Genomic DNA, 21,287 nt, shown 5'->3' with positions numbered 1-21,287 from the left:
TCTACTGCCCCAGCCGTTCGAGCAGCACCGGCACATGCACCTGATCGGATTTGTAGTTGCCGGTCAGCATATACATCATGATGTTGACGCCGGCACGCAGCGCGTAGATGCGCTGCATCGGATCGGGCGGCACGGTCGGCAGCATCGGATCGCCGTTCTCGTCGATGGCCCAGGCGCCGGCGAAATCATTGGCGGTGATCATGATCGGCGAGACGCCGTCGCCGGTGCGCACGGGGCGGTTCTCGGTGTTGCTGGCGTCCAGCGAGGCCTCGACCCAGAGCGGGCTGCCGTTGAAGCGGCCGGGGAACTCCGGAAGGATGAAGAAGGATTTGGTCAGCACGTGGTCCGACGGCACCGGCTCCAGCGGCGGCACGTTGAGATTGCCGAGGATGTCGCGCAGCCGCTCGGTCGCCGGGCTTGCCGAGCCGGCGCCGATGCCGTTCGAAAACTGGTCGCGCGTATCGAACAGAACCGTGCCGCCCTGCTGCATATAGGCGTCGATGCGGGCGATCGCCGCCTGGCTGGGCATAGGCGCCGTCGCATCGATCGGCCAATAGATCAGCGGGAAGAAGGACAGCTCGTCCTTGGCGATGTCGACGCCGGCCGGCGGGCCGGGCTCGAGCGCGGTCTTCTCGATGAGAAAACGGGTGAGGCCCTCGAGGCCGGCGCGGCTGATCGAATCGACGCCCGGCTCGCCGGTGATGACATAGGCGATGCGGGTTTTCGAAATATCCTCGATCGCCTGGGTGTCGCCGGGCTTGGAATCATCGGCGCGGGCAAGATCGGCATGGCCGAAGAGACCGCCCAGCACGACCAGAACGGCCGCGGCGGTCGCCGCCGTGCCTGCGCGGCGCGGCCGGCGCGCCAGCAGTCCGCCCATCCAGAACACGGCCAAAGTGTCGAGCACCATCAACAGCAGCGCGATGGCGACCAGCGGCCCCTTCAGGTTCTCCGATTCATCGAAGGCATAGGGGATGGCTGTCACCGGCAGCGAAACCTGCGGACGGACCAGCGGCGTGAACGTGCTCGACGCATCGAGCAGATTATGTGCGAAGACGCCCGTCTCGGAGCCGTAAAGGCCGGGTGGATTCTCCAGCGTCACCGGCAGCGGACCGGCGCCGGGCACCAGCGGTCGGGCATCCGGCGAGGGCGGCGTCAGCATGCCGTCGGCGCTGATCATGCGGTAGGGCGCGAGCGACGCGGCGGCGGCTTCGGCATTGGCGATCGCGGCGCCCTGGTTGCGCGACAATTGCACGACACGCCGCAGCATTTCGACGAAGCTGCCGGAGATCGGCAGGTTCGACCAGGTCGCCTCGGGCGTGACATGGAAGAGCACCAGCGTGCCCTTGTCCTTCTTCATGCCCGTCACCAGCGGCGTGCCGTCGGCAAGCGTGGCCCAGGTACGCTCGACGATGTCGGGCGTCGGCTCGGCCAGGACCTGCCGGCTCACCGTCACCTCGGAGGGTGGGGAAAGATCGGCGAAGGGACCGCTCTTCGGGAATTCGGTCACCGCCTGCGGCGTCGTCCACGACAGCGCGCCGCCCAGCGCCCGCTCGCCGCTGCGCAGCCTGACCGGCAAAAGGTCGTCGTCATTGCCGGCCGCGGCAAGGCGGGGACCGGCAAAACGGACCAGCGTGCCGCCCTTGTCGACCCAGTCGACCAGCCGCTGCTTGACCTGCGCCGGGATGGTGCCGACATCGGCCATGATGATCATCGCCGGCTTCTGGTCGAGAAGCTGCGGAATGGCGTCGGCGAGATCGGCGCTCGACGGCTCGACCAGGTCGGCAAAGGGCTGCAGGGCGCGGCGAATGTAATAGAGCGGCGACAGAAGCGGCTGCGCCTGGTCGGCCTCGGCCTGCGACAGAAGGCCGACACGGCGGCGTTTGGAGCTCTCGTCCAGCACGCGCACGGCGCCGGCCTGGTGCTCGCCGTCGAGCGCGATCGAAGCGAAGTCGTTGCGCAGCTCGAAGGGAACCGCCATCGTCCCCGTGGCGGTGGCTTCGCCCGGCGCGAAGGTCAGCGTCGCATCGGCGATGCGGCGGCCCTTGTCATCGAAGGCGCCAGCGGTGACCTGCGCCGGCGCCGGATTGCCCGGCGCGCGAATGGCGCTCAAAGCGAAACCATCGACCTGGTTGTCGGCGCCGATCAGGCCGGTCACGGAAGGCCGGTCGGACGTGGCCCAGACCAGCCGTGTCGCATTCTTTTCGAGCAGCGTCTTGAAAGCGGCCTCGTCGCCTTTGGCGGCAAGCCCATCGGCGAGCACCGCGACGCTGGCACCCGGCAGGCGCTCCAACGCGGCGGCGACGCGGGCGTAGACGGCGGGCCTGTCGGTAGGAATCGGCCGCGGCTTGGCGGCGCGCAGGTGATCGAGCGCGGCCGAAGCGTCGAAAGGGCCGATCTCGGCATTGGGCTTCTCGGCGGTGAAGGCGATGACGACCGGCACGCCGTTCGAGCCGGCGTCGGCGATCAGCCGCTCGGCGGTGGCGACTCGCTTGTTCCAGTCGGCGGCGCTCGCCCAGCCATTGTCGACGACAAGCGCCAGGGCGGCGCCCTCCGCCGGCAGTTTTTCGCGCGGGTTGAAGACCGGCTCGGCCAGCGCCATCACGATGAGCGCCGCCATCAGCAACCGAAGCAGCGTCAGCCACCACGGGCTTTGCTGCGGGGTTTCTTCGCGCCTCAGGACCCGTGCGAGGATTCTCAGCGGCGGAAAAACTTCCGTTTGCGGCCTGGGCGGGGTGAGCCGCAGCAGCCACCAGATCACCGGCAGGGCCAGAAGGCCCCACAGCACCATGGGCGCCCCGAACGAAAGCGGCAGCCAGCTCATGCGACCGCCCTTCCGAAATTGGTGCCGTCGGCGGTCATCGCCAGGTGGACGCGCACCAGCGCCTCGGAGGCGAGGCGGTCGGTGTGGTTGACGGTGTAGCTCCAGCCGAGACGCTTGCACCAGGCGGCCAGTTCGTCGCGGCGGGCCCGGTAAAGCAGGCGATATTCCTCGGCCAGCATCTCGGCGCGGCCGGCGGTCAGCTTGTCGCCGGTCTCGGGATCGGTGAACTCGGTGCGGCCGGCATAGGGGAAGGTTTCCTCGGCCGGATCGGCCACCTCGATCAGATGCGCGCGCACGCCGTGGCGGGCGAGCACGTCGAGCCAGGCCATGGTTTCCTCGACCGGATCGAGGAAATCGCTGACCAGCACGATGTCGCAGAAACGGCGGATGGCCGACAGATCGGGCTTGGCCGGAAGCGCGGCGGCGTGGCTGAGCTGGGCGGCGATCCGCTCGGCGCCGTTGCGGGCGGTGAACGGATCCGTCAGGCCCGGCCAGGCGATGCGCTCGCCGCTGCGCGACAAGAGCTCGGCCAAGGCGAGCGCCAGCACCAGCGCGCGCGATTGCTTGGAGACGCTTGCCGCGGCGGATTTGTAGAGCATGGAAGGCGAGGGGTCGGCCCAGAGCCAGACGGTGTGCGCGGCTTCCCATTCGCGGTCGCGCACATAAGTATGGTCGTCTCTCGCGGAGCGGCGCCAGTCGATGCGCGAGGAATCGCCTTCCACATAGGGCCGGAACTGCCAGAAGTTCTCGCCGATGCCGCGCTTGCGGCGGCCATGCCAGCCGGCGATCACCGTGTTGACGATACGGCGCGCCTCGACCAGCAGGTCCGGCACCAATGAAGCCCGCAACCGGCCACGGGCGAGCGCGTCGCGCGTCGCAACCGGTGCCTGGACCTCGCCTATTCGACCCATCAGATGCCTTTTGCCAGCTTCGCCACCACGTCGCGCACGGAAGTGCCTTCGGCGCGGGCGGCGAAAGTCAGCGCCATGCGATGCTGCAGCACCGGTTCGGCCAAGGCGCGAACGTCGTCGACCGAGGGCGCCAACCTGCCATCATATAGGGCGCGGGCGCGGGCGCACAGGGTGAGCGCCTGGCTGGCGCGGGGACCTGGCCCCCAGGCGACGTGCTTGTCCGTCTCGGCATTGCCCTGGCCTGGCCGGGCCGAACGCACCAGCTTGAGGATCGCCTCGACGACGCTTTCCGGCACCGGCATGCGTCGGATCAGCGTCTGGATTTCCCTCAGCCGTGCCGGCTGCAGCACATTGTCGGCCTTGGCTTCGTCGACGCCGGTGGTTTCGAGCAGGATACGGCGTTCCGCCTCGATCTCGGGATAGAGGATGTCGACCTGCATCAGAAAGCGGTCGAGCTGAGCCTCCGGCAGCGGGTAGGTGCCTTCCTGTTCCAGCGGGTTCTGCGTCGCCAGCACGTGGAAGGGCGCGGGCAGGTCGTGGCGGGCGCCGGCGATGGTGACGTGATATTCCTGCATGGCCTGCAGCAGCGCCGATTGTGTGCGCGGCGAAGCGCGGTTGATCTCGTCGGCCATCAGCAATTGCGTGAAGATCGGCCCGGAAATGAAGCGGAAGGAGCGCTTGCCGAACTCGTCCTGCTCCATCACCTCGGAGCCGAGAATGTCCGACGGCATCAGGTCGGGCGTGAACTGGACGCGGCGCGAATCGAGGCCGAGCACGATGCCTAGTGTCTCGACCAGCTTGGTCTTGGCGAGGCCCGGCACGCCGACCAGCAGCGCATGACCGCCGGCCAGCAGAGCCACCAGCGAGCGCTCGACGACCGCCTCCTGGCCGAAGATCACCCTGCCGACCGCGTCGCGGATCCTGGAGATATCGGCCAGCGCCTTTTCGGCTTCCTCGATCATCGCTTTTTCGCTGATCGGGCTTTCCTTGATCATCACGCTCATGCCGTTCGATCCTTGTGGTTGGAAATGCCGGCCTGCACTCTCGATGCCGCAGAATGCCGCGATTCGGCCTCACCTGGCGCCTGTAATTGAACTTAAATCACAGACTCGGGCGGACAAGGCTGACAATCGGGACAACAGTGACTATTTCGTGACCATGGCCGAACGCAGCGAACATCGTGAACAAACGCCCGACGAACAGAGCGCTGGCGAGCACAGCTTGAGCAAACAGAGCCTGATCGGCGCCACAGAGGCGCGCGGCCTTGAGGCGCTGATCTCCCGCGCGGCCCGGGCCGGCAAGGGGCCGGCGCCGGTCGAGCGCTGGAATCCGGAGTTCTGCGGCGACCTCGACATGGAGATCAAGGCCGACGGGACCTGGTTCTATCTCGGCACGCCGATCGGCCGCATGCCGCTGGTGCAGCTCTTTTCCAGCGTGTTGCGCAAGGATGCCGACGGCAAGACCTATCTGGTGACGCCGGTCGAGCGGGTTGGGATCCGCGTCGTCGACGCGCCCTTCATCGCCGTCGAAATGAACGTGTCCGGGAGCGGGAACGACCAGGTCGTCACCTTCCGCACGAATGTCGGCGATGTCGTCGCCGCCGGCCCCGGCCATGCGCTGCGCTTCGTCGACGAGGACGAAACCGGCGGACTGAAACCCTATGTGCTTGTGCGCGGACGACTGGAAGCGCTGTTGGCGCGTCCGGTGATGTATGAGTTGGTCGAGCATGGCGAGGAGATCGACATCGGCGGCAAGGCGATGTTCGCCATTCGCTCGGGCGGAGAGGTCTATCCGATCATGCCGGCCGAGAAACTGAAGCGGCTGAGCGCGTGATGGACCAGGTTACGCCGGCGGCGTTTTCGGTCGCGGATTTTCGGGCGCGCGTCGCGGCGCAAGCGGCGATCGTCCCCGGCGACGAATTCGGCGATCATCGCTTCAATCCCGGCCATCCCAGGCTCAAACACATCAAGCCGCTGCGCGACGCGGCGGTGCTGATTCCCGTGGTCGACCGCGCCGAGGGCGCCATGGTGCTGCTCACCAAGCGCGCCGAGAAACTGCGCAGCCATTCCGGCCAGGTGGCCTTTCCAGGCGGCACCATCGATGCGACCGATGCAAGCCCCGAGGCAACCGCTTTGCGCGAGACCTTCGAGGAGATCGGCCTCGAACGGGATTTCGTCGAGATCATCGGCCGCATGCCCGACTACGTCGCCGGCAGCGGCTACCGCATCGTGCCGGTGCTTGCCATCGTGCGCCAGGGTTTTTCGCTGACGCTCAATGCCGATGAGGTCGACGCGGCTTTCGAGGTGCCCCTGAGTTTCCTGATGGATCCGGCCAACCACGCGCGCGACAGCCGCATGTGGAACGAGCTCGAATGGTTCTTCTACGAGATGCCCTATGGCGGCCAGCGTATCTGGGGCGTCACCGCCGGCATCATCCGCACGCTCTATGAAAGGCTTTATGGTTGACCGCTGAGGCGTCACTCTCGGGCAAGGCCGATTGGCTGGCCGACAAGCATCTGCAGAAGCTTCTTGCCGCGCTGAAGCAGGGCGGCGAGGAAGCGCGTGTCGCCGGCGGCGCGGTGCGCAATGCGCTGATCGGCCAGCCGGTCGCCGACATCGACATCGCCGCGACCACCGTGCCCGAGGAAACGGTCCGGCGCGCGGAGGCGGCCGGTTTCAAGACGGTGCCGACAGGCATCGAGCATGGCACGATCACGGTGATCGCCGGCGGCACGCCTTATGAGGTGACGACGCTCAGGGCCGATGTCGAGACCGACGGCCGGCGGGCAAAGGTGATCTTCGGGCGCGATTGGAAAGCGGACGCCGAGCGGCGCGACTTCACCATCAACGCGCTCTACGCCGAAGCGGACGGCACGGTCGTCGATCTCGTCGGCGGCGTCGCCGATATAGGGGGGAGGCGGCTGCGTTTCATCGGCGACGCGGAGGCGCGCATCCGCGAGGATTATCTGCGCATCCTGCGCTTTTTCCGTTTCTTTGCCTGGTATGGCGACGGACGGCCGGACGCGGAAGGGCTGAAGGCCTGTGCCAGGCTGAAGGACGGACTTGCCCGGCTTTCGGCCGAACGCGTCTGGTCCGAGCTGAAGAAGCTGCTGTCGGCTCCAGATCCCTCGCGCGCGCTCTTATGGATGCGCCAGGCAGGCGTGCTCACCGCCGTGCTGCCGGAAAGCGAGAAGTGGGGCATCGACGCCATCCATGGCCTGGTCAAAACTGGAAAAGATCTCGGCTGGGCCGCCGATCCTGTGCTGAGGCTGGAGGCGATCGTCCCGCCCGATGCCGTGCGCATGAAGACGCTTGGCGAGCGGCTGCGATTGTCGAACGACGAGGCCGGCCGCCTGCGGCATTGGGCACTGACCATCGCGCCGGATGCCAAGGCGACAGAGACCGAGCTGGCCAAGAAACTCTATTACGGCGACCGCAACGGCTATATCGACCGCATTCGGCTGGCGCTTGCCGCCGCGCGGACACGCGCAGTCGAGGACAATCAGGCGATGATGGAAGCCGGCGGCTTTTCACGCCTGCTCAATTTCACGCTGAGATGGGAAAAGCCGGTGTTTCCGATAAAAGGCGCCGACCTGACCGCGCTTGGCGCATCGCCGGGACCGAAGCTCGGCGCCACGCTGAAGAACCTCGAGAAGGAATGGGTCGAGTCCGGCTTCACCCTGGAACGCGGCGCGCTGGTGGAACGCGCCGCGCAGGCGCTGGAGAGCTAGACGAGCCGGAACGGCCGGTGCCTGTCAATGTATGGCCACAGGAGCGAGAGCGCGCGAGAGACTTGCTTCGCCCTTGCCGTAGACGGACGGGTCGTAATTGGCCAGCGTGTCGGTGCGGGCCGTATTGAGCAGGTCGTTGGTGATCTGGACGGGCGTCGCCTTGGTGAACTTGCTGCCGATGATCGCAGCATAGCCGGAGATGATCGGCGCGGCAAAAGACGTTCCGTAGAGCCCGGTCTTGTCACCCTCGACGCCGACCACCAGGAAGTGGCTCTGCACAGCCTGGTCGGAGCCGGCATAATTGGAATACCAGGCGAGCTGGGCCTTGTTGGCTGTGGTTCCGTTCGTCGACAGCGCGCCGACGAAGATCGCGGTCGGTTTGCCGATCAAAGCAAGGTCGAGATAGTCCTGCTGGCCACCAGTGACCCCGCCAACAGCGACCGCGTCGTTGCCGGCCGCCTTCGAGACGATGGCCGAACCTTTGGTGGCGTAGGAGATGATCGAGGACTCCTCCGGAGCCCACCAGATCTGGTTCGCGCTGTAGCCCGCGGTTGTGTACATGCCGTAGCTCAGGTTCAGCACATTAAGGCCGCGTGCCAGCGAAACGGCCGTGCCGGTCGAGAAATCCTTGGAGCGGATGGTCGCGGCGGGAGCAATCATGCTTGCTTCCTCGCGCGTCCATTCGCCGTGTCGCTGGGTCTGCACGCCGATCCCGAAATTGCCGGAAAAGCGCGAGGTGCTGCTGAAGTCGTCGACCATCGTGATGGTGACGCCCTTGCCCTTGTAGCCGGCTGCCCATGCCGCGCCGACGTCGGGGCTCATCCAGTTCTGTACCGTTTGCGTCGTGCGCGCGACCGGTATCTTTGCGCTCACGCAGATGGAGCCGCCGCCATGGCAGAGCGCCGCCGTCTCGTCCGCGCCGAGGCCCTCCTGCGCCGAGGCAATGGGCGCCGAAAGGATGGCAAGGGCGGCAACGAGGCCGAATTTCAGGTGACCAGCAGACATGTTCCAACTCCAGCCAAACAAGAACCAGGACGGGCGATCGCGCGTTTCGGGACGAGATGGACTTTTCATTCGCGCCTCCCGGCGATCAGAAAGTGAGACGATAATTCAGCCACAGATGCATGCTCTCGGGCTTGGCGCTAACCAGGTATTTCAGGGTTTCCTGCGGCGCCATCTCACCGGCCGCGAGCCGGCAATTGACACTGTAGGAGCCCAGATCCCCGTAGTCGGCCAGGCAAGGTTTCTCGGTGAGGTTTCCGCCGATGATCGACGTTACGGACAGCGACAGGGTGCTGTTCGGATTCGGATGCGTCTGGGTGAGGAAACCGAGCTTCAGGCTGGGCCCGATGCTGTATTTGTCGCCTTGTTCGCCGGTCCCGAACCCCCAAAGGATGCCGGTGTTTTCGGTAACCTGGGTGAGCAGGTCGACATGCATGTCCACCCAGTTCGTGTGGTACCATTGGTTGAACGAGACCCAGCTTCCATTCTGCAGCTCATAGCCGCCACCGCCGAGGCCTCGGGCACGGTCGCTCAGCGGCGACCCCTGATGCATGCCGATCAGCGAGGTGGTCATCATTTCCTGGGCGGTCGCGGGAGACGCGCCGAGACATGCGCACAGCAGCAGCGCCGCCTCGCACGATGTGCCCCTCTTGCCGGATCGTTCGCGCATGCGCGAAACACCTCGCCCCACCGATCCGGTCAGCGCCTTGGGTGGCGGCGAGTTTCTCGGCCAGCCCTGCAGCCGGATCATTTGCCCGACGGTGGCACGAATTCCGTTACCGCAAACTTAAATGAGACGACTCGAATATAAGTATCTGTTTGAAATGCCGGGCCGGTCCGGACCTTCCGGGATCGACTCAGGCAAATTGGTTCGCAACTCGCGATGGAACATGCTCAGGTCCTGAGCCGTCCTGATTTCGCTGCGGGTCGATCTGTTCGAAGGTGAGGAGTCCCTCAGGCCGCGTCGCGAACCTTCTGGATGCGGGAGCGTATCGCCTCGATCATCGTCTCGCGGATGACCGTCTCGCCATGCGTCTCGCGCATGTGCTCGACGGCACGGCGCATCACCTCGGCTTCTTCCTCGGCGCGCGTATGCCAGTCGCAGCCGGGGACAAGCGACCCGCATTGGAATTCCTTCATGGGACTTTCCTTTCCTCGTTCTGCTGGAAAACCATAACACATGCGACCGGTTTCGGTTGCATCGCAGCCCGCGGCAGACTGCTTTTCTCTCCAAAAAAGGAAGGCGGAGCAGTGCTGCCCCGCCTTCCTTGCCGCCTGAGAACTCGATCTGCCTTTGACGGGCAGGCCTTCACTTCATGATCTTGACGGCCTCGGCAATCTTGTTCTTGCCGCTCATGTCCCAGGAGACGCGAACCTTCTCGCCGGCCTGGATGCCGGGATCCTTGAAGGCCTTGGACAGCTTGAAAGTGGATCCGTCGTCCAGAACAAGGCTCATGGCCGTTCCGTCAAAGCTCTTGACGGTGCCGGTGGTGTGCTTGACCGCTGCGAACGCGGCGCCGCCGGAGGCGAGAAGGGCGGCGGTAGCTGCGGTCACGATAAGCTTGCGCATGGCGTGCTCTCCTGGAATGCGGGTGCCCGATTCGGCGAGGCACCTCTCGTGATCAGGGTCGTCAAGTCGCGCCGGCTCACGGCCGGAGGGAGACGAGATGATCTCCGCTTCGACCGCCGGCGCTTCCCGACCCGGCGATCTTAAATAGCTCAATTTTTTCAAAAGGATATTAGACGAAAAAGATATCGTCCCTGCCACATTGCCGGCCAAGATTCGGCGAATTGGACAGCAATGCGGCCGTCGCCGCGCTCACCGGATCGTTACGGCCATTTTACCTCGGGCGGCAGGCTGGACAGGATCGAGGCGACATTGCCGCCGGTTTTCAGGCCGAAGATGGTGCCGCGATCGTGAAGCAAGTTGAATTCGACGTAGCGGCCGCGCCGGATGAGCTGTTCCTCGCGCTCGCCATCGGTCCAGTTCTGGTTGAAGTTGCCCCGCACCAGATGGGCATAGACGACGAGAAAAGAACGTCCGACATCCTGGACGAAATTGAGATCGGCGTCCCAGCCGCCCCTGTCCTCGTCAGAATGCAGCCAGTCGAAGAAGATGCCGCCGATGCCGCGCGGCTCGTTGCGGTGCGGCAGGAAGAAATACTCGTCGCACCAGGATTTGAATTTGGGATAGTCGGCGACGGCGGCGTTCTTCTCGCAGGCGAACTGCATGGCGCGATGGAAGGCGATCGAGTCGGGATCGTCCTGGGTGCGGCGGCGGTCGAGCACCGGCGTCAGATCGGCGCCGCCACCGAACCACTGGCGCGTGGTGACGACCATGCGGGTATTCATATGCACGGCCGGCACGTTGGGGTTCCAGGGATGTGCTATCAGCGAGATGCCGCTCGCCCAGAAGCGCGGGTCTTCCTCGGCGCCGGGAATCTGCTTCCTGAACTCGGGCGAGAATTCGCCATGGACGGTCGAGGTGTGGACGCCGACCTTCTCGAAGACGCGGCCGCGCATCATCGACATGGTGCCGCCGCCGCCGCGGCCCTCGTCGCGCTCCCAGGGGGTCTTCTCGAAATGGCCGGGCGACCATGACGCTTGCGGGCCGGTGAGTTCCTGCTCGATCTGCTCGAAAGTGGCGCAGATACGCTCGCGCAAGGCCTCGAACCACAGACGTGCCTTCATCTTCTTCTGCTCGATGTCGGCCGGCAGGCCCACGGGAAGGTCAGGTCTTTCCAATTCGGTCTCCAGTCGCAGGCGCGCTTGCCTGACAAATGACTCGTCTTTTCAGGGCGCGATCCCTAATCTCTTGAGAGGAAGGGTCAAGTCCTGTCTGACCAAGGTGCAAGGGAGTTCCTTCGTGCGCACCCCGGCAAGACCGCCGCTGGATGGCTTACGCAAGAGGCTGGAGCGCTCACGGGCTGAGCGCGAAAACCAGCCGCGCGATGGTTTCTTGCGCGAAACGTTCGTGCTGCCGCGCCCGGATGCGCGCCTCAAGGCCAAGGAGTGGTTCGAGCGTTTTCCGAAACAGGCCTACTGGACCGAGATCGAAAGCTGGTTCGAGCGCCCGGGCGACGTGATCGAATTCACCATGCGGCGGCTGCCGGCGGCCGATTAAGGTGCATTGATATTCAGGTGAGGCCAGCCTGCAAATGGCGGCTCCTGCGCTTCCGGTGCTCACGTACTTTAAGTACGCTCCGCTCCGGTTCTCGGAAGCCACCATTTTCGACTCGGCCTGACCTGAATCTCAATGCACCTTGGCGGCAGACTGTCAGCGCACCGCCAGCCGTCTCGCCCCCGTCCCCTCCTTGGCCAGCCGATCTTCCTTGTTCCTCAGCGGGCATTTGTCGATCGACATGCAGCCGCAGCCGATGCAATCGGTCAGGCCGTCGCGCAATTTCTTGAGCTGGGCGATCTTCTGGTCGAGCTCGTCGCGCCAGGCTGTCGAAAGCAGGTTCCAGTCCTCGCGGTTCGGTGTGCGCTCTTCCGGCAGCGACTGGAACGCCCGGGCGATGTCGGCAAGCGAGATGCCGACCTCCTGGGCGACGCGGATGATCGCCACGCGCCGAAGCACGTCGCGGCTGTAGCGCCGCTGGTTGCCGGAGGTGCGGTGGCTGCGGATCAGGCCGCGCGCCTCGTAGAAATGCAGCGCCGATACCGCAACGCCGCTGCGCACGGCCACCTGGCCGACCGTCAATTCCCTTACCGGAGCCATCTCGATTTTTCCGCTTGACCTCAAGTTAAGTTGAGCTTGTAGCCAAGAAACGTCGATGGGACAATTGCAGGAGAAGGCGATGTGCGCCTGGGTGAGAATGACGCCGCGAGTGGACCCTGCGCGCGGCAATGAAGAAGGGCTCGAGGTTCTAGCCGAGCTGGCGCAGCGCTTCGCCCGCGACCATGGCGACGGACAGCGCGACATTGATGCTGCGCGCTCCGGGCCGCATCGGGATGGTCAGTCGCGCATCCGCCGCCTGGTGGACCTGGTCCGGCACGCCGGCGGATTCGCGGCCGAACAGAAGGATGTCGCCGGCAGCGAAAGCAAAGTCGGTGTAGGCGGCCGTGGTCTTGGTGGTGAGCAGCACGAGGCGGCGCGCGTTGGTCTTTCGCCACCCCTCGAAGGCGTGCCAGTCGGCATGGCGGGAAAGCGCCGCCATTTCGAGGTAGTCCATGCCGGCGCGTTTCAGCGCCCGGTCGGAGAGCGGGAAACCAGCCGGCTCGATGATATCGACGCCGATATCGAGGCAGGCGGCGAAGCGCAGGATCGTCCCGGTGTTGCCGGCGATATCAGGCTGGTAGAGCGCGATGCGGAGACGATCGTTCATTTCCGTATCCTGCTAATAAGTGGCAGATCGGCCACAGGCATCTCCCGCTTTCGGCAATTTCTGGACTGGCGGATGGCCATTTTCTGCGAAGTCGAGTATATGCCCACCATCGTCAACCCGAACCGTATGGAGGGGAACACATGATACCCATGCACATCCAGCTCCCATCCGGGGCACTCCTATGCCCGCAGGCGGTTTCGGTACGACGATTCTTCTGACACTTTAAGTCCTCATCGCACCGATTCCCGCCGAACCCAATTTTCGGCCTTCGAAGGAATCTTGCGATGTTTTTCAAACTGCCAAAGGGGCGCCGTGCCCCAGCTGAGCGTGTCCGGACCGATGCTAGTCGTGTCCCGGCCGATTCGATCCGCGCCTTCGGCCGAATGCCGATGGTCGAGGACGCATCACCCTTTTTAACGCATTTGCATATGGAGGACGGACCAATGTTCGATCCCTACAAGATACCGGGGTCAAGAAGCCTGCATGAACGCAAGGTGGCTACCTGGGCGCTGCTGATCGGCGAGACCTATTCGTCGGCCGTGCATGCCGAGGAACGGCGCAGGCCGCATCGCGGCATGCTGCCGGACGTCGATTTCTCGCGCGCGGTGCCCGATCACAGCCGGCCCACGCTTGTGCGCCGGATCATCCGCCTGATCCGGCCGGGCGACAGGAGCCGGGCAGGCTCCAGCCTTTCGTCGGGAAGTTCGGCGCCGTCAGGGACGTCAAACGAGCCTGTCGGCGAAATGCCGGCGAAACCCTATATTGCGCGTAGCAAGGCCGGCGATGCGGATGATTCCGTATCGCCGGCCCGCAATGCCGCGCGGCTGCAACGCCTAGCCCATCAATCCCGCGCCGCGTGAGCGCATAGATAAGTCGAGTGCCCGGAATGTTCCGCTGGTTTGAAAACAGGCTCGATCCGTTTCCCGCCGCGGAGCCGGTCGAGCCGCCGAAGACGCTGATCGCCTTCTGCGTTCATTATACGCGCGGCGTCTGGCCCTACATCGCCGTAGATGCGGTGCTGGTGGCGGCGATCGCCATCACAGAAGTGTGGATGTTCGGTTTCATGGGCCGCATCGTCGACTGGCTGTCGGCGCAGAACCGGCAAACCTTCCTGCAGACCGAGAGCTGGAAGCTCGCCGGCATGGCTTTCATCGTGCTGTTTGCGCTGCCCGGTACGGTGTGGCTGCGTTCGTTGCTCAACCAGCAGACGCTGATGGGCAATTATCCCATGCGCATCCGCTGGCAGGTGCATCGCTATTTGCTGAAACAGTCGATGGCTTTCTACCAGGACGAGTTCGCCGGCCGGATCGCCACCAAACTGATGCAGACCGCACTCGCCGTGCGCGACTTCGTCATGAAGCTGATAGATGTCCTCAACTACGTGATCGTCTACTTCCTCGGCATGCTGTTCATCGTCGGATCGGCGGATTTGCGGCTGGCCGCACCCTTGGGTGTGTGGCTGATCGGTTATGTCGCCTTGCTGTGGCATTTTATTCCGCGGCTGGGCAAAGTCGGCGAGGAGCAAGCCGACGCACGCTCGACCATGACCGGCCGCGTCGTCGACAGCTACGCCAACATCCAGACGGTGAAGCTGTTTTCGCACGCGCGCCGCGAGGCGACCTTTGCCAGGGAAGGCATGGCAGGCTTCCTCGACACCGTCTACCGTTCTATGCGGCTGGTGACGGTGCTTTACGGCCTGCTCTACATCTTGAACTCGCTGCTGCTGGTCTCTGTCACGGCGATCTCGCTGTGGCTGTGGCTCGGCCAGGCGGTGACGATCGGCGCAGTAGCCGTGGTCATCGGCCTTGTGCTGCGCATGTGGGGCATGTCGCAATGGATCATGTGGGAGATGTCCGTGCTGTTCGAGAATATCGGCACGGTGCAGGACGGCATCCAGTCGATCTCGCTGCCGCGGCTGGTCGAAGACAGGCCGGGCGCCAAGGACATCGCCGTCGCCCGGGGCGAGATACGCTTCGAGGACATCCGCTTCCATTACGGCAAGCAGAAGGGCGTTATCGAGAACCTGTCGCTCACCGTGAAGCCCGGCGAGAAGGTCGGCATTGTCGGACGTTCCGGCGCCGGCAAGTCGACGCTGGTCAATCTGTTGCTGCGCTTCTACGACCTGGAAAGCGGCAGGATTCTCGTCGACGGCCAAGAGATCGCTGCGGTGACGCAGGATTCTTTGCGCGCGCAGATCGGCATGGTCACGCAGGACACTTCGCTGCTGCACCGCTCCGTGAAGGAGAATATCCTCTACGGCCGGCCGGACGCGACCGATGAAATGCTCATCGAGGCGGCGCGCCGAGCGGAGGCGCTCGATTTCATCGGCGGGCTCTCGGACCATAACGGCCGCAAGGGTTTCGACGCCCATGTCGGCGACCGCGGCGTCAAACTGTCCGGCGGCCAGCGGCAGCGCATCGCGATTGCCCGCGTCATGCTGAAGGACGCGCCGATCCTCATCCTCGACGAGGCGACGTCGGCGCTCGATTCGGAAGCCGAGGCGGCCATCCAGGAGAACCTCTACAAGCTGATGCAGGGCAAGACCGTCATCGCCATCGCGCACCGCCTGTCGACGATCGCGGCGATGGACCGGCTCGTCGTCATGGACAAGGGGCACATCATCGAGGAAGGCTCGCATGAGGAGCTCGTCGCCAGGGGCGGGCTCTACGCCCAGCTCTGGCAACGTCAGTCGGGCGGTTTCCTGCTCGATGACGCGCCGGCTGAGCCCGATGCCAAGTCGCTTCGATCCGAGATGGCTGCGGAGTAACGCGATCGCGATTGCAGCAACTCCGTCCGGAATTGCGCAAAACAAAGACTTGGAGCGGCCCGGCGGTTCTGTGAGCCGTCGAGCCGCTCCGGCATCAAGGTTACGGCGATTGCGGGGAATCGATCCCGGGCGTAACCACGACCTCGCCAGAGGCCTGCTGGCGACCAGATCGGTTACCGGCGGATTTCCGCGCGATGAGAGAAAAATGTTCGACCGCATCTTCACCTGGTTCGAAAGCCGTTATTCGCCGGTGGCGCTGGCCGACGACAGGCAGCCGCCAATGGGACTTTGGCGGTTCTACTGGTATTTCATAAGGCAGTTTCGCACCGCCTATCGGCTGCGCATGATCATCGTTGCCCTCGCGGCGGTAGTGGACGCGATGCTGCCGATTTTCGTCGGCCTGATCGTCGGCCTGCTCTCCAGCACCAAGCCAGGCGATTTCTTCGCTGCGCACATGCCGTTGCTCGTCATGATGGCGATCGTCGTGCTGCTGCGTCCGCTGTCGATGGTTGTCGATGGTCTCATCCGCAACCACGCCATCGCGCCGAACCTCATCGACCTCATCCGTTGGCAGAGCCATTGGCACGTCGTGCGCCAGGACTGGTCGTTCTTCCAGAACGACTTCGCCGGCCGCATCGGAACCAAGGTCATGCAGAGCGGCGATTCGGTGGAGATGAGCGTCAACCTCACCGTCGATGCCGTCTGGTACGCGCTGGTCTTCGTCGCGGTCGCCATCGTCGTGCTGGCGCGGCTCGATACGCTGCTGCTGGCTGTGGTGGCGGTGTGGCTGGTATTCTACTGCCTCATCTTCTGGTCCGCGATGCCTAGGATCACGCAGCGTTCGTCCCAACTGTCGGAACGGTGGTCGCAGGTGAGCGGCCGCATGGTCGACAGCTACACCAACATCCTGACGCTCAAGACGTTCTCGACCGGCGAGCACGAAGACAAATATGTCTCGCACGCGGTGGTCGAGCATGCCCACACGTTTTACCAGCTGATGCGCGTTTTCACGCTGATGTGGTCGGCCCTGTTCGTCCTCAACGCGGCGCTGCTCATCGCCATAAGCTGGCTGGCGCTGGCCGGCTGGAACGCGGGGACCATGACTACGGCAGCCGTGGCGACCGCGATACCGTTCGCGCTGCAGATCGCCAATATCTCCGGCAGGATCCTCGATGTCGGCGCCAACGTTTTCCGGCAGATCGGCGTCGCCAGCAATTCGATGACGACGATCGCGCGTCCCATCACCATGCAGGACCAGCCTGACGCACCGGCCCTCGCCGTGACCGCCGGCGGCATCGAGTTCGACCGGGTGAATTTCAACTACTGGCGCAAGGACGGCAAAGGCGGCGTCATCGATAATCTGTCGCTGAAGATCGCGCCGGGCGAGCGGGTCGGCCTGATCGGTCGCTCCGGGGCCGGCAAGTCGACGCTGGTCAATCTCGTGCTGCGGCTGTTCGACGTCCAGGACGGCAAGGTGCTGATCGACGGACAGGACATCCGCCACGTCTCGCAAGAGAGCGTTCGCGCGGCGATCGGCTTCGTCAACCAGGACACGTCGCTCTTGCATCGATCCGTTCGCGAGAACCTCAAATATGGACGCCAGTCGGCCAGCGACGAGGCCATGTTTAGCGCCGCCAAAGCCGCTCAGGTCGACGATGTGATCGCGGCACTGACCGATCCGTATGGGCAGAGCGGCTATGAGGCGCTTGTCGGCGAACGCGGCGTGAAGCTGTCCGGTGGCCAGCGGCAACGCATCGCAATTGCCCGCGTTATGCTGAAGGACGCGCCGATCCTCATTCTCGACGAGGCCACGTCCGCGCTCGATTCGGAAGTGGAAGCCGCCATTCAGGAGAACCTCTACAAGCTCATGCAGGGCAAGACCGTCATCGCCATCGCCCACAGGCTGTCGACCATCGCGGCGATGGACAGGCTGGTGGTGATGGACAAAGGGCGCATCGTCGAGGACGGCTCGCATGAGACCCTGATCGGCAAGGGTGGGCTCTATGCCCAGCTCTGGCGGCGCCAGTCGGGCGGGTTCCTGCTCGAGGAAAAGCAGGCCGCCGACGATCTGGCGGCGAAAGGTGAAGCCGCGGAATGATGAAAGGCGTCTATCGCTGGTTCGAGGGCTGGGTCTATCCGTTCCGCGAGCCCGTGAATCTTCGGCCACCCGCCAGCGTCGGCGGCTTCCTGTGGCACTATGTCGGGCAGGCCAAGCTCGCTTTCTTCGCCATGCTCATCATCGGCGGCATCGCGCCGCTGGTCGAGGCAGGCCTGTTCTATTTCGTCGGCAGGCTGGTCGATATCCTCGACCAGTTGCCCGGTGAACGCAGCTGGCACGCGCTGTGGGCGGCCGCCGGTCCCGAGCTCCTGTTCATGGGCGCCGTGGTTCTGTTCATCCGCACTCTGGTGGTCGGCCTGTCGGCGCTGGTCGACGAGCAGACGATCACGCCCGGATTCTACAATCTGGTGCGCTGGCAGGCGCACCGGCACGTCTCGCGCCAGTCCTATGCCTTCTTCCAGAACGATTTCGCCGGCCGCATCGCGACAAAAGTCTGGCAGGCGGGGCAGGCGACCGGCGACCTGATGGAGAGCTTCATCGAGGTGGTCTGGTTCATGATCGTCTATACGGTGACGACGCTCGCGCTGGTCGCCGGTCTCGATCTGCGGCTGGCGGTGCTGGTGGTGATCTGGATCGCTGCCTTCGGCTGGCTGGCGAAACTCTATCTGCCGGCTATCCGCAAGCATGCCGAGGCGACCGCCGAGGCCGGTTCGATGATCACCGGCCGCATCGTCGATTCCTACTCGAACGTGCAGACGTTGAAGCTGTTTTCGGCCGACGGCGACGATCGCTATATCCGCAGCGGCTTCGGCATCTATCTCGACGCGCTGCGGCCGTTCACACGCCGGCTGACCGGCGTGCGCATGGCGCTGACCATGCTCTCCGGCATCATGATCACGGCGATCGCCGCTTTCGCCATCTATCTGTGGGTCGAAGGCTCGATCACGGTCGGCGCCGTCGCCTTCACGCTGTCGCTGGTGCTCAGGCTCAACATGCTGCTTGGAAGGCTGATGATGCAGCTCAACGGCATCCTGAGGAATCTCGGCGTGCTGGAGAATTCCAAGGCGCTGATCTCGCAGCCGCTCGGCCTGACCGACGCGCCGGACGCCAAGGAGCTGGTCGTCGCCGGCGGCCGCATCGACGTCAGGAACGTCACCTTCCATTATGGCAAGGGGGCCGGAGTGCTCGACGGCATCGACCTCGTCGTGCATCCGGGCGAGAAGGTCGGGCTGGTCGGCCCGTCGGGCGCCGGCAAGACGACCTTGGCCAACCTGATCCTGCGCCTCTATGACCTCGAGGGCGGCCAGATCCTGATCGACGGCCAGGACATCGCGCATGTGACGCAGAACTCGCTGCGCGGCAATATCGGCGTGGTCAGCCAGGATACAGCACTTTTCCACCGCTCGCTGCGCGACAACATCAAGCTCGGCATGCCGGACGCGACCGATGCGCAGGTGATCGCCGTGGCCCGGAAAGCCGAGGCGCATGACTTCATCCTGGGGCTGCGCGACAACCGCGAGCGCTCCGGCTACGAGGCCTATGTCGGCGAGCGTGGCGTGAAGCTCTCCGGCGGCCAGCGGCAGCGCGTCGCCATGGCGCGCGTCTTCCTCAAGGATGCGCCGATCCTGATCCTCGACGAGGCGACCTCGGCGCTCGATTCCGACATCGAGGCGGCGATCCAGGAGAACCTGACCAGACTGATGGAGAACAAGACCGTGATCGCCATCGCGCACCGGCTGTCGACCATCGCAGCGCTCGACCGGCTCGTGGTGCTGGACGGCGGCCGCATCGTCGAACAGGGCACGCATGACGAGCTGGTGGCGCTCGACGGGCTCTATGCGCGGCTCTGGAAGCGGCAGTCCGGCGGCTTCCTGTTCAACGAGGAAAGCGCGCTGGAAGAGACGCGGCCAGCGGAGTAGAACGGCATCATGTCGGTACGCATGCCTATGAATTTCGGACGGTCAGGCGCGCAGGAAAGCGCGCTCGATCTGCTCGGCCACGAAATCCTCGCCGAGAAGGCCGCAGCGCTCGGCCGCGCCGGCCGGCGTGTCGAGGAGACCCTTGCCAGATTGCGCGAGAGCGGCGAGGGCGAGCATCGCAAACGGCTGCTTAGGAGGCGGCAGCGGCCGTCCATGCCTATTTCATCCAGCGCGAGCTTTGCGGTTTGCGCAAGCATGACGCCGTGATCCGCGAATACGACATCCCGCGCGCGGTGCTGGTCAGGCTCGGCGCCAGCTAGGCGATTTCCTGGCGAAAACGCGCCAATCGCGCAGCAAGGGCTCCGGGATTCTCGTCGGCGACGAAGTGGCCGCTACCCGGGATGATGTCGGCTTCGACATTGGATAGGCCCGCTGCCTTCAAGCCGTCGAGATAGTCGGCGATGTCGCCGGATTCGGCCGAGCCTCTGAGATAAAGAACCGGCTTGGCGATCGGCGTCGCGGATGGGTGGGAATTGACCTTGGCGTCCGCGGCAAAGGCGCGGTACCAGTCGAAGCCGGCCTTGAGGCTTTCCGGCCGCGAATAGGCCTTGGCATAGATGTTCCTGGCTTCCGCAGGGACCGCCGATTTTTCCTTCGAAAGAATATCGAAGAAGAAATCGAAATAGGCGCGCTCATGGCCGCTCACCAGTATCTCCGGCAAGGCCGGGATCGCATGAAAAACGAAATGCCAGATACGCGGATTGCGGATGACATTTTGCCACGGCGCCACGCCGGGGATGACGACGTCCATGATCACCGCGCCGGACAAATTTTCGGGCTCGTCGCGCAACAGCGCGAAGACGATCTGGCCGCCGACGTCATGACCGGCGACGATGACCTGCCGTAAGCCGCAAACGGCGATCAGCCCCTTCATCAATCTGGCCAGATATGCCTTTTCTCCGGTCTCGGGCGCGCCGTGTGAACCGCCGATGCCCGGCAAGTCCGGCGCGACCACGCGCTGGTCGCCGGCCAGCTCGTCGACGATTGCCTCAAAAGCATGGGAGCTTTGCGGCCAACCATGCAGCAGCAGAAGGCCCGGCGCATCGGGCGGCCCTGCGTCCCGGATCGCGATAGCCAGCCCCTCGACCTCAACGGTGCGCAGTCCCATGCTTCATCTCCATCGATGCCAGATCGATGGAACTAGGCTGCAATCAGCCTCCGGACAGGCCCGGTCCGACGATCGGAAGAATCATTCCAACCATTCGGTGATGAAGTGGCCGTTCTCGTGTATGTCGGTGCTTTCGAGCGGGCCAGGCCCGAGATTGGTGAATTTGTGCGGCGTGTCGGGCGGCACGATCAGGATCTGGCCGGCCGTGGCCTTGATCTCCTGGTCGCCGATCGTGAACAGGCCGGTGCCGGAGCGGATGACGAAGATTTCCGCATAGGGGTGCTTGTGCAGGCGCGGGCCGCCGCCGACCGTCGGCTGATAGTTGAAGATCAGGCAGGAATTGGCGCCGAACTGGCCGCATTGCAGCTCGCCTTTCCAGCGGTCGGGGGCTTCGGCCCAGCTGTCGCGTTCAATGACATGCGCCATGACGCCAGAATAGACCGGGCCAGGAGCCGATGTCGAGGCGAACACCGGCTCGATTGACCCCGGATTTCCCGCTGTTTCACCCTGTCCGGCGGCCTGGCGGGGACGCGTCGGCCTGGGCCGCCGCGCATCCCCGCGACAATCTGCCCTTGTGGT

20 protein-coding genes and 1 pseudogene are annotated in these 21,287 nt (G+C 64.6%); 9 read left to right on the top strand and 12 right to left on the bottom strand.

The features are described 5' to 3' along the window. Position 1 precedes the first annotated feature (1 nt). Genes LB538_RS07005 through LB538_RS06995 form a run of 3 tightly spaced genes read right to left on the bottom strand, consistent with a single transcriptional unit; the run spans position 2 to position 4,739 of the window. A complete protein-coding gene (locus tag LB538_RS07005) occupies positions 2-2,824 on the bottom strand; it encodes a DUF4159 domain-containing protein (RefSeq protein ID WP_224524589.1) in 2,823 nt (940 codons plus the stop codon). Continuing rightward, positions 2,821-3,735, bottom strand: coding sequence for a DUF58 domain-containing protein (locus LB538_RS07000; RefSeq protein WP_095766492.1), 915 nt, complete (start codon positions 3,733-3,735; stop codon positions 2,821-2,823). The genes LB538_RS07005 and LB538_RS07000 overlap by 4 nt, the downstream gene beginning before the upstream one ends. Continuing rightward, positions 3,735-4,739, bottom strand: a complete 1,005-nt coding sequence (locus LB538_RS06995; protein WP_140838717.1) for an AAA family ATPase — start codon at positions 4,737-4,739, stop codon at positions 3,735-3,737. The genes LB538_RS07000 and LB538_RS06995 overlap by 1 nt, the downstream gene beginning before the upstream one ends. A 154-nt stretch (positions 4,740-4,893) precedes the next feature. Between LB538_RS06995 and LB538_RS06990 the strand changes: the two genes are divergently transcribed. The 3 genes from LB538_RS06990 to LB538_RS06980 are packed head-to-tail and all read left to right on the top strand — an operon-like array spanning position 4,894 to position 7,465. After that, positions 4,894-5,568 carry a DUF1285 domain-containing protein gene (locus tag LB538_RS06990; RefSeq protein ID WP_411908999.1) on the top strand — a complete coding sequence of 225 codons (675 nt, stop codon included), beginning with the start codon at positions 4,894-4,896 and terminating at the stop codon, positions 5,566-5,568. Continuing rightward, a complete protein-coding gene (locus tag LB538_RS06985; RefSeq protein ID WP_140838715.1) occupies positions 5,568-6,200 on the top strand; it encodes a CoA pyrophosphatase in 633 nt (210 codons plus the stop codon). Before LB538_RS06990 ends, LB538_RS06985 begins: the two co-directional genes overlap by 1 nt. Further along, positions 6,197-7,465, top strand: coding sequence for a CCA tRNA nucleotidyltransferase (locus LB538_RS06980; RefSeq protein ID WP_224524595.1), 1,269 nt, complete (start codon positions 6,197-6,199; stop codon positions 7,463-7,465). The genes LB538_RS06985 and LB538_RS06980 overlap by 4 nt, the downstream gene beginning before the upstream one ends. Positions 7,466-7,489: 24 nt before the next feature. On the opposite strand, the gene LB538_RS06975 is transcribed toward LB538_RS06980, so the two are convergent. From LB538_RS06975 to hemF, 5 genes are all read right to left on the bottom strand, one after another. Further along, positions 7,490-8,470, bottom strand: coding sequence for a S8 family serine peptidase (locus tag LB538_RS06975; protein WP_095766496.1), 981 nt, complete (start codon positions 8,468-8,470; stop codon positions 7,490-7,492). Positions 8,471-8,555: 85 nt separating this feature from the next. After that, positions 8,556-9,218 (bottom strand): hypothetical protein, encoded by a 663-nt coding sequence (locus tag LB538_RS06970; protein WP_224524597.1) that lies wholly within the window; start codon positions 9,216-9,218, stop codon positions 8,556-8,558. A gap of 203 nt (positions 9,219-9,421) precedes the next feature. Next, a complete protein-coding gene (locus LB538_RS06965) occupies positions 9,422-9,607 on the bottom strand; it encodes a DUF1059 domain-containing protein (RefSeq protein ID WP_095766497.1) in 186 nt (61 codons plus the stop codon). 169 nt (positions 9,608-9,776) lie between these two features. After that, complete coding sequence (locus LB538_RS06960) at positions 9,777-10,037, bottom strand: DUF1344 domain-containing protein (RefSeq protein ID WP_095766498.1); 261 nt, start codon at positions 10,035-10,037, stop codon at positions 9,777-9,779. A gap of 260 nt (positions 10,038-10,297) precedes the next feature. Then, positions 10,298-11,212, bottom strand: a complete 915-nt coding sequence (gene hemF, locus LB538_RS06955) for an oxygen-dependent coproporphyrinogen oxidase (protein WP_224524599.1) — start codon at positions 11,210-11,212, stop codon at positions 10,298-10,300. A gap of 121 nt (positions 11,213-11,333) precedes the next feature. Between hemF and LB538_RS06950 the strand changes: the two genes are divergently transcribed. Then, complete coding sequence (locus LB538_RS06950; protein ID WP_095766723.1) at positions 11,334-11,591, top strand: hypothetical protein; 258 nt, start codon at positions 11,334-11,336, stop codon at positions 11,589-11,591. Positions 11,592-11,744: 153 nt separating this feature from the next. Here the strand turns inward: LB538_RS06950 and soxR are convergent, their stop codons facing one another. Beyond that, the gene (gene soxR, locus LB538_RS06945) at positions 11,745-12,188 is read right to left on the bottom strand and encodes a redox-sensitive transcriptional activator SoxR (protein ID WP_140838707.1); all 444 of its coding nucleotides are present in this window, start codon (positions 12,186-12,188) and stop codon (positions 11,745-11,747) included. A gap of 148 nt (positions 12,189-12,336) precedes the next feature. Beyond that, complete coding sequence (locus tag LB538_RS06940; RefSeq protein ID WP_224524600.1) at positions 12,337-12,795, bottom strand: tRNA (cytidine(34)-2'-O)-methyltransferase; 459 nt, start codon at positions 12,793-12,795, stop codon at positions 12,337-12,339. Between the two features lie 443 nt (positions 12,796-13,238). On the opposite strand from LB538_RS06940, the gene LB538_RS06935 reads away from it, so the two are divergent. The 5 genes and pseudogenes from LB538_RS06935 (at position 13,239) to LB538_RS06915 (ending at position 19,860) form a co-directional block, all read left to right on the top strand. Beyond that, entirely contained in the window at positions 13,239-13,655 is a 417-nt protein-coding gene (locus LB538_RS06935; protein WP_224524601.1) for a hypothetical protein, read from the top strand. A 26-nt stretch (positions 13,656-13,681) separates the two neighbouring features. Then, positions 13,682-15,562, top strand: coding sequence for an ABC transporter ATP-binding protein (locus tag LB538_RS06930; protein ID WP_224524602.1), 1,881 nt, complete (start codon positions 13,682-13,684; stop codon positions 15,560-15,562). A gap of 205 nt (positions 15,563-15,767) precedes the next feature. Further along, complete coding sequence (locus tag LB538_RS06925; protein WP_224524603.1) at positions 15,768-17,660, top strand: ABC transporter ATP-binding protein; 1,893 nt, start codon at positions 15,768-15,770, stop codon at positions 17,658-17,660. Next, entirely contained in the window at positions 17,657-19,540 is a 1,884-nt protein-coding gene (locus LB538_RS06920) for an ABC transporter ATP-binding protein (RefSeq protein WP_224524604.1), read from the top strand. Before LB538_RS06925 ends, LB538_RS06920 begins: the two co-directional genes overlap by 4 nt. A gap of 9 nt (positions 19,541-19,549) precedes the next feature. Continuing rightward, positions 19,550-19,860: pseudogene (locus LB538_RS06915) on the top strand (DUF6665 family protein). Here the strand turns inward: LB538_RS06915 and LB538_RS06910 are convergent. Further along, positions 19,857-20,708 (bottom strand): alpha/beta fold hydrolase, encoded by an 852-nt coding sequence (locus tag LB538_RS06910; protein WP_224524608.1) that lies wholly within the window; start codon positions 20,706-20,708, stop codon positions 19,857-19,859. The pseudogene LB538_RS06915 and the gene LB538_RS06910 sit on opposite strands and share 4 nt — an antisense overlap. An 81-nt stretch (positions 20,709-20,789) precedes the next feature. Then, the gene (locus tag LB538_RS06905) at positions 20,790-21,134 is read right to left on the bottom strand and encodes a cupin domain-containing protein (protein WP_224524611.1); all 345 of its coding nucleotides are present in this window, start codon (positions 21,132-21,134) and stop codon (positions 20,790-20,792) included. Positions 21,135-21,287 lie beyond the last annotated feature (153 nt).

The sequence above is a fragment of the Mesorhizobium sp. Ca11 genome (assembly GCF_020165275.1).
Classification (GTDB): Bacteria; Pseudomonadota; Alphaproteobacteria; order Rhizobiales; family Rhizobiaceae; genus Mesorhizobium.
The sequence above is the reverse complement of the archived record's forward strand: the minus strand, read 5'-3'. Positions and strand labels throughout refer to the sequence as shown.

What these genes read in the sequence shown, in the direction of transcription:
- LB538_RS06940 (WP_224524600.1), bottom strand. Translation starts at nt 12,795, where the DNA reads ATGAACGATCGTCTCCGCATCGCGCTCTACCAGCCTGATATCGCCGGC.
- LB538_RS06960 (WP_095766498.1), bottom strand. Translation starts at nt 10,037, where the DNA reads ATGCGCAAGCTTATCGTGACCGCAGCTACCGCCGCCCTTCTCGCCTCC.
- soxR (WP_140838707.1), bottom strand. Translation starts at nt 12,188, where the DNA reads ATGGCTCCGGTAAGGGAATTGACGGTCGGCCAGGTGGCCGTGCGCAGC.
- LB538_RS06905 (WP_224524611.1), bottom strand. Translation starts at nt 21,134, where the DNA reads ATGGCGCATGTCATTGAACGCGACAGCTGGGCCGAAGCCCCCGACCGC.
- LB538_RS06925 (WP_224524603.1), top strand. Translation starts at nt 15,768, where the DNA reads ATGTTCGACCGCATCTTCACCTGGTTCGAAAGCCGTTATTCGCCGGTG.
- LB538_RS06935 (WP_224524601.1), top strand. Translation starts at nt 13,239, where the DNA reads ATGTTCGATCCCTACAAGATACCGGGGTCAAGAAGCCTGCATGAACGC.
- LB538_RS06965 (WP_095766497.1), bottom strand. Translation starts at nt 9,607, where the DNA reads ATGAAGGAATTCCAATGCGGGTCGCTTGTCCCCGGCTGCGACTGGCAT.
- LB538_RS06970 (WP_224524597.1), bottom strand. Translation starts at nt 9,218, where the DNA reads ATGATCCGGCTGCAGGGCTGGCCGAGAAACTCGCCGCCACCCAAGGCG.
- LB538_RS07005 (WP_224524589.1), bottom strand. Translation starts at nt 2,824, where the DNA reads ATGAGCTGGCTGCCGCTTTCGTTCGGGGCGCCCATGGTGCTGTGGGGC.
- LB538_RS06995 (WP_140838717.1), bottom strand. Translation starts at nt 4,739, where the DNA reads ATGAGCGTGATGATCAAGGAAAGCCCGATCAGCGAAAAAGCGATGATC.
- LB538_RS06930 (WP_224524602.1), top strand. Translation starts at nt 13,682, where the DNA reads ATGTTCCGCTGGTTTGAAAACAGGCTCGATCCGTTTCCCGCCGCGGAG.
- LB538_RS06910 (WP_224524608.1), bottom strand. Translation starts at nt 20,708, where the DNA reads ATGGGACTGCGCACCGTTGAGGTCGAGGGGCTGGCTATCGCGATCCGG.
- LB538_RS06985 (WP_140838715.1), top strand. Translation starts at nt 5,568, where the DNA reads ATGGACCAGGTTACGCCGGCGGCGTTTTCGGTCGCGGATTTTCGGGCG.
- LB538_RS07000 (WP_095766492.1), bottom strand. Translation starts at nt 3,735, where the DNA reads ATGGGTCGAATAGGCGAGGTCCAGGCACCGGTTGCGACGCGCGACGCG.
- LB538_RS06920 (WP_224524604.1), top strand. Translation starts at nt 17,657, where the DNA reads ATGATGAAAGGCGTCTATCGCTGGTTCGAGGGCTGGGTCTATCCGTTC.
- LB538_RS06990 (WP_411908999.1), top strand. Translation starts at nt 4,894, where the DNA reads ATGGCCGAACGCAGCGAACATCGTGAACAAACGCCCGACGAACAGAGC.
- LB538_RS06975 (WP_095766496.1), bottom strand. Translation starts at nt 8,470, where the DNA reads ATGTCTGCTGGTCACCTGAAATTCGGCCTCGTTGCCGCCCTTGCCATC.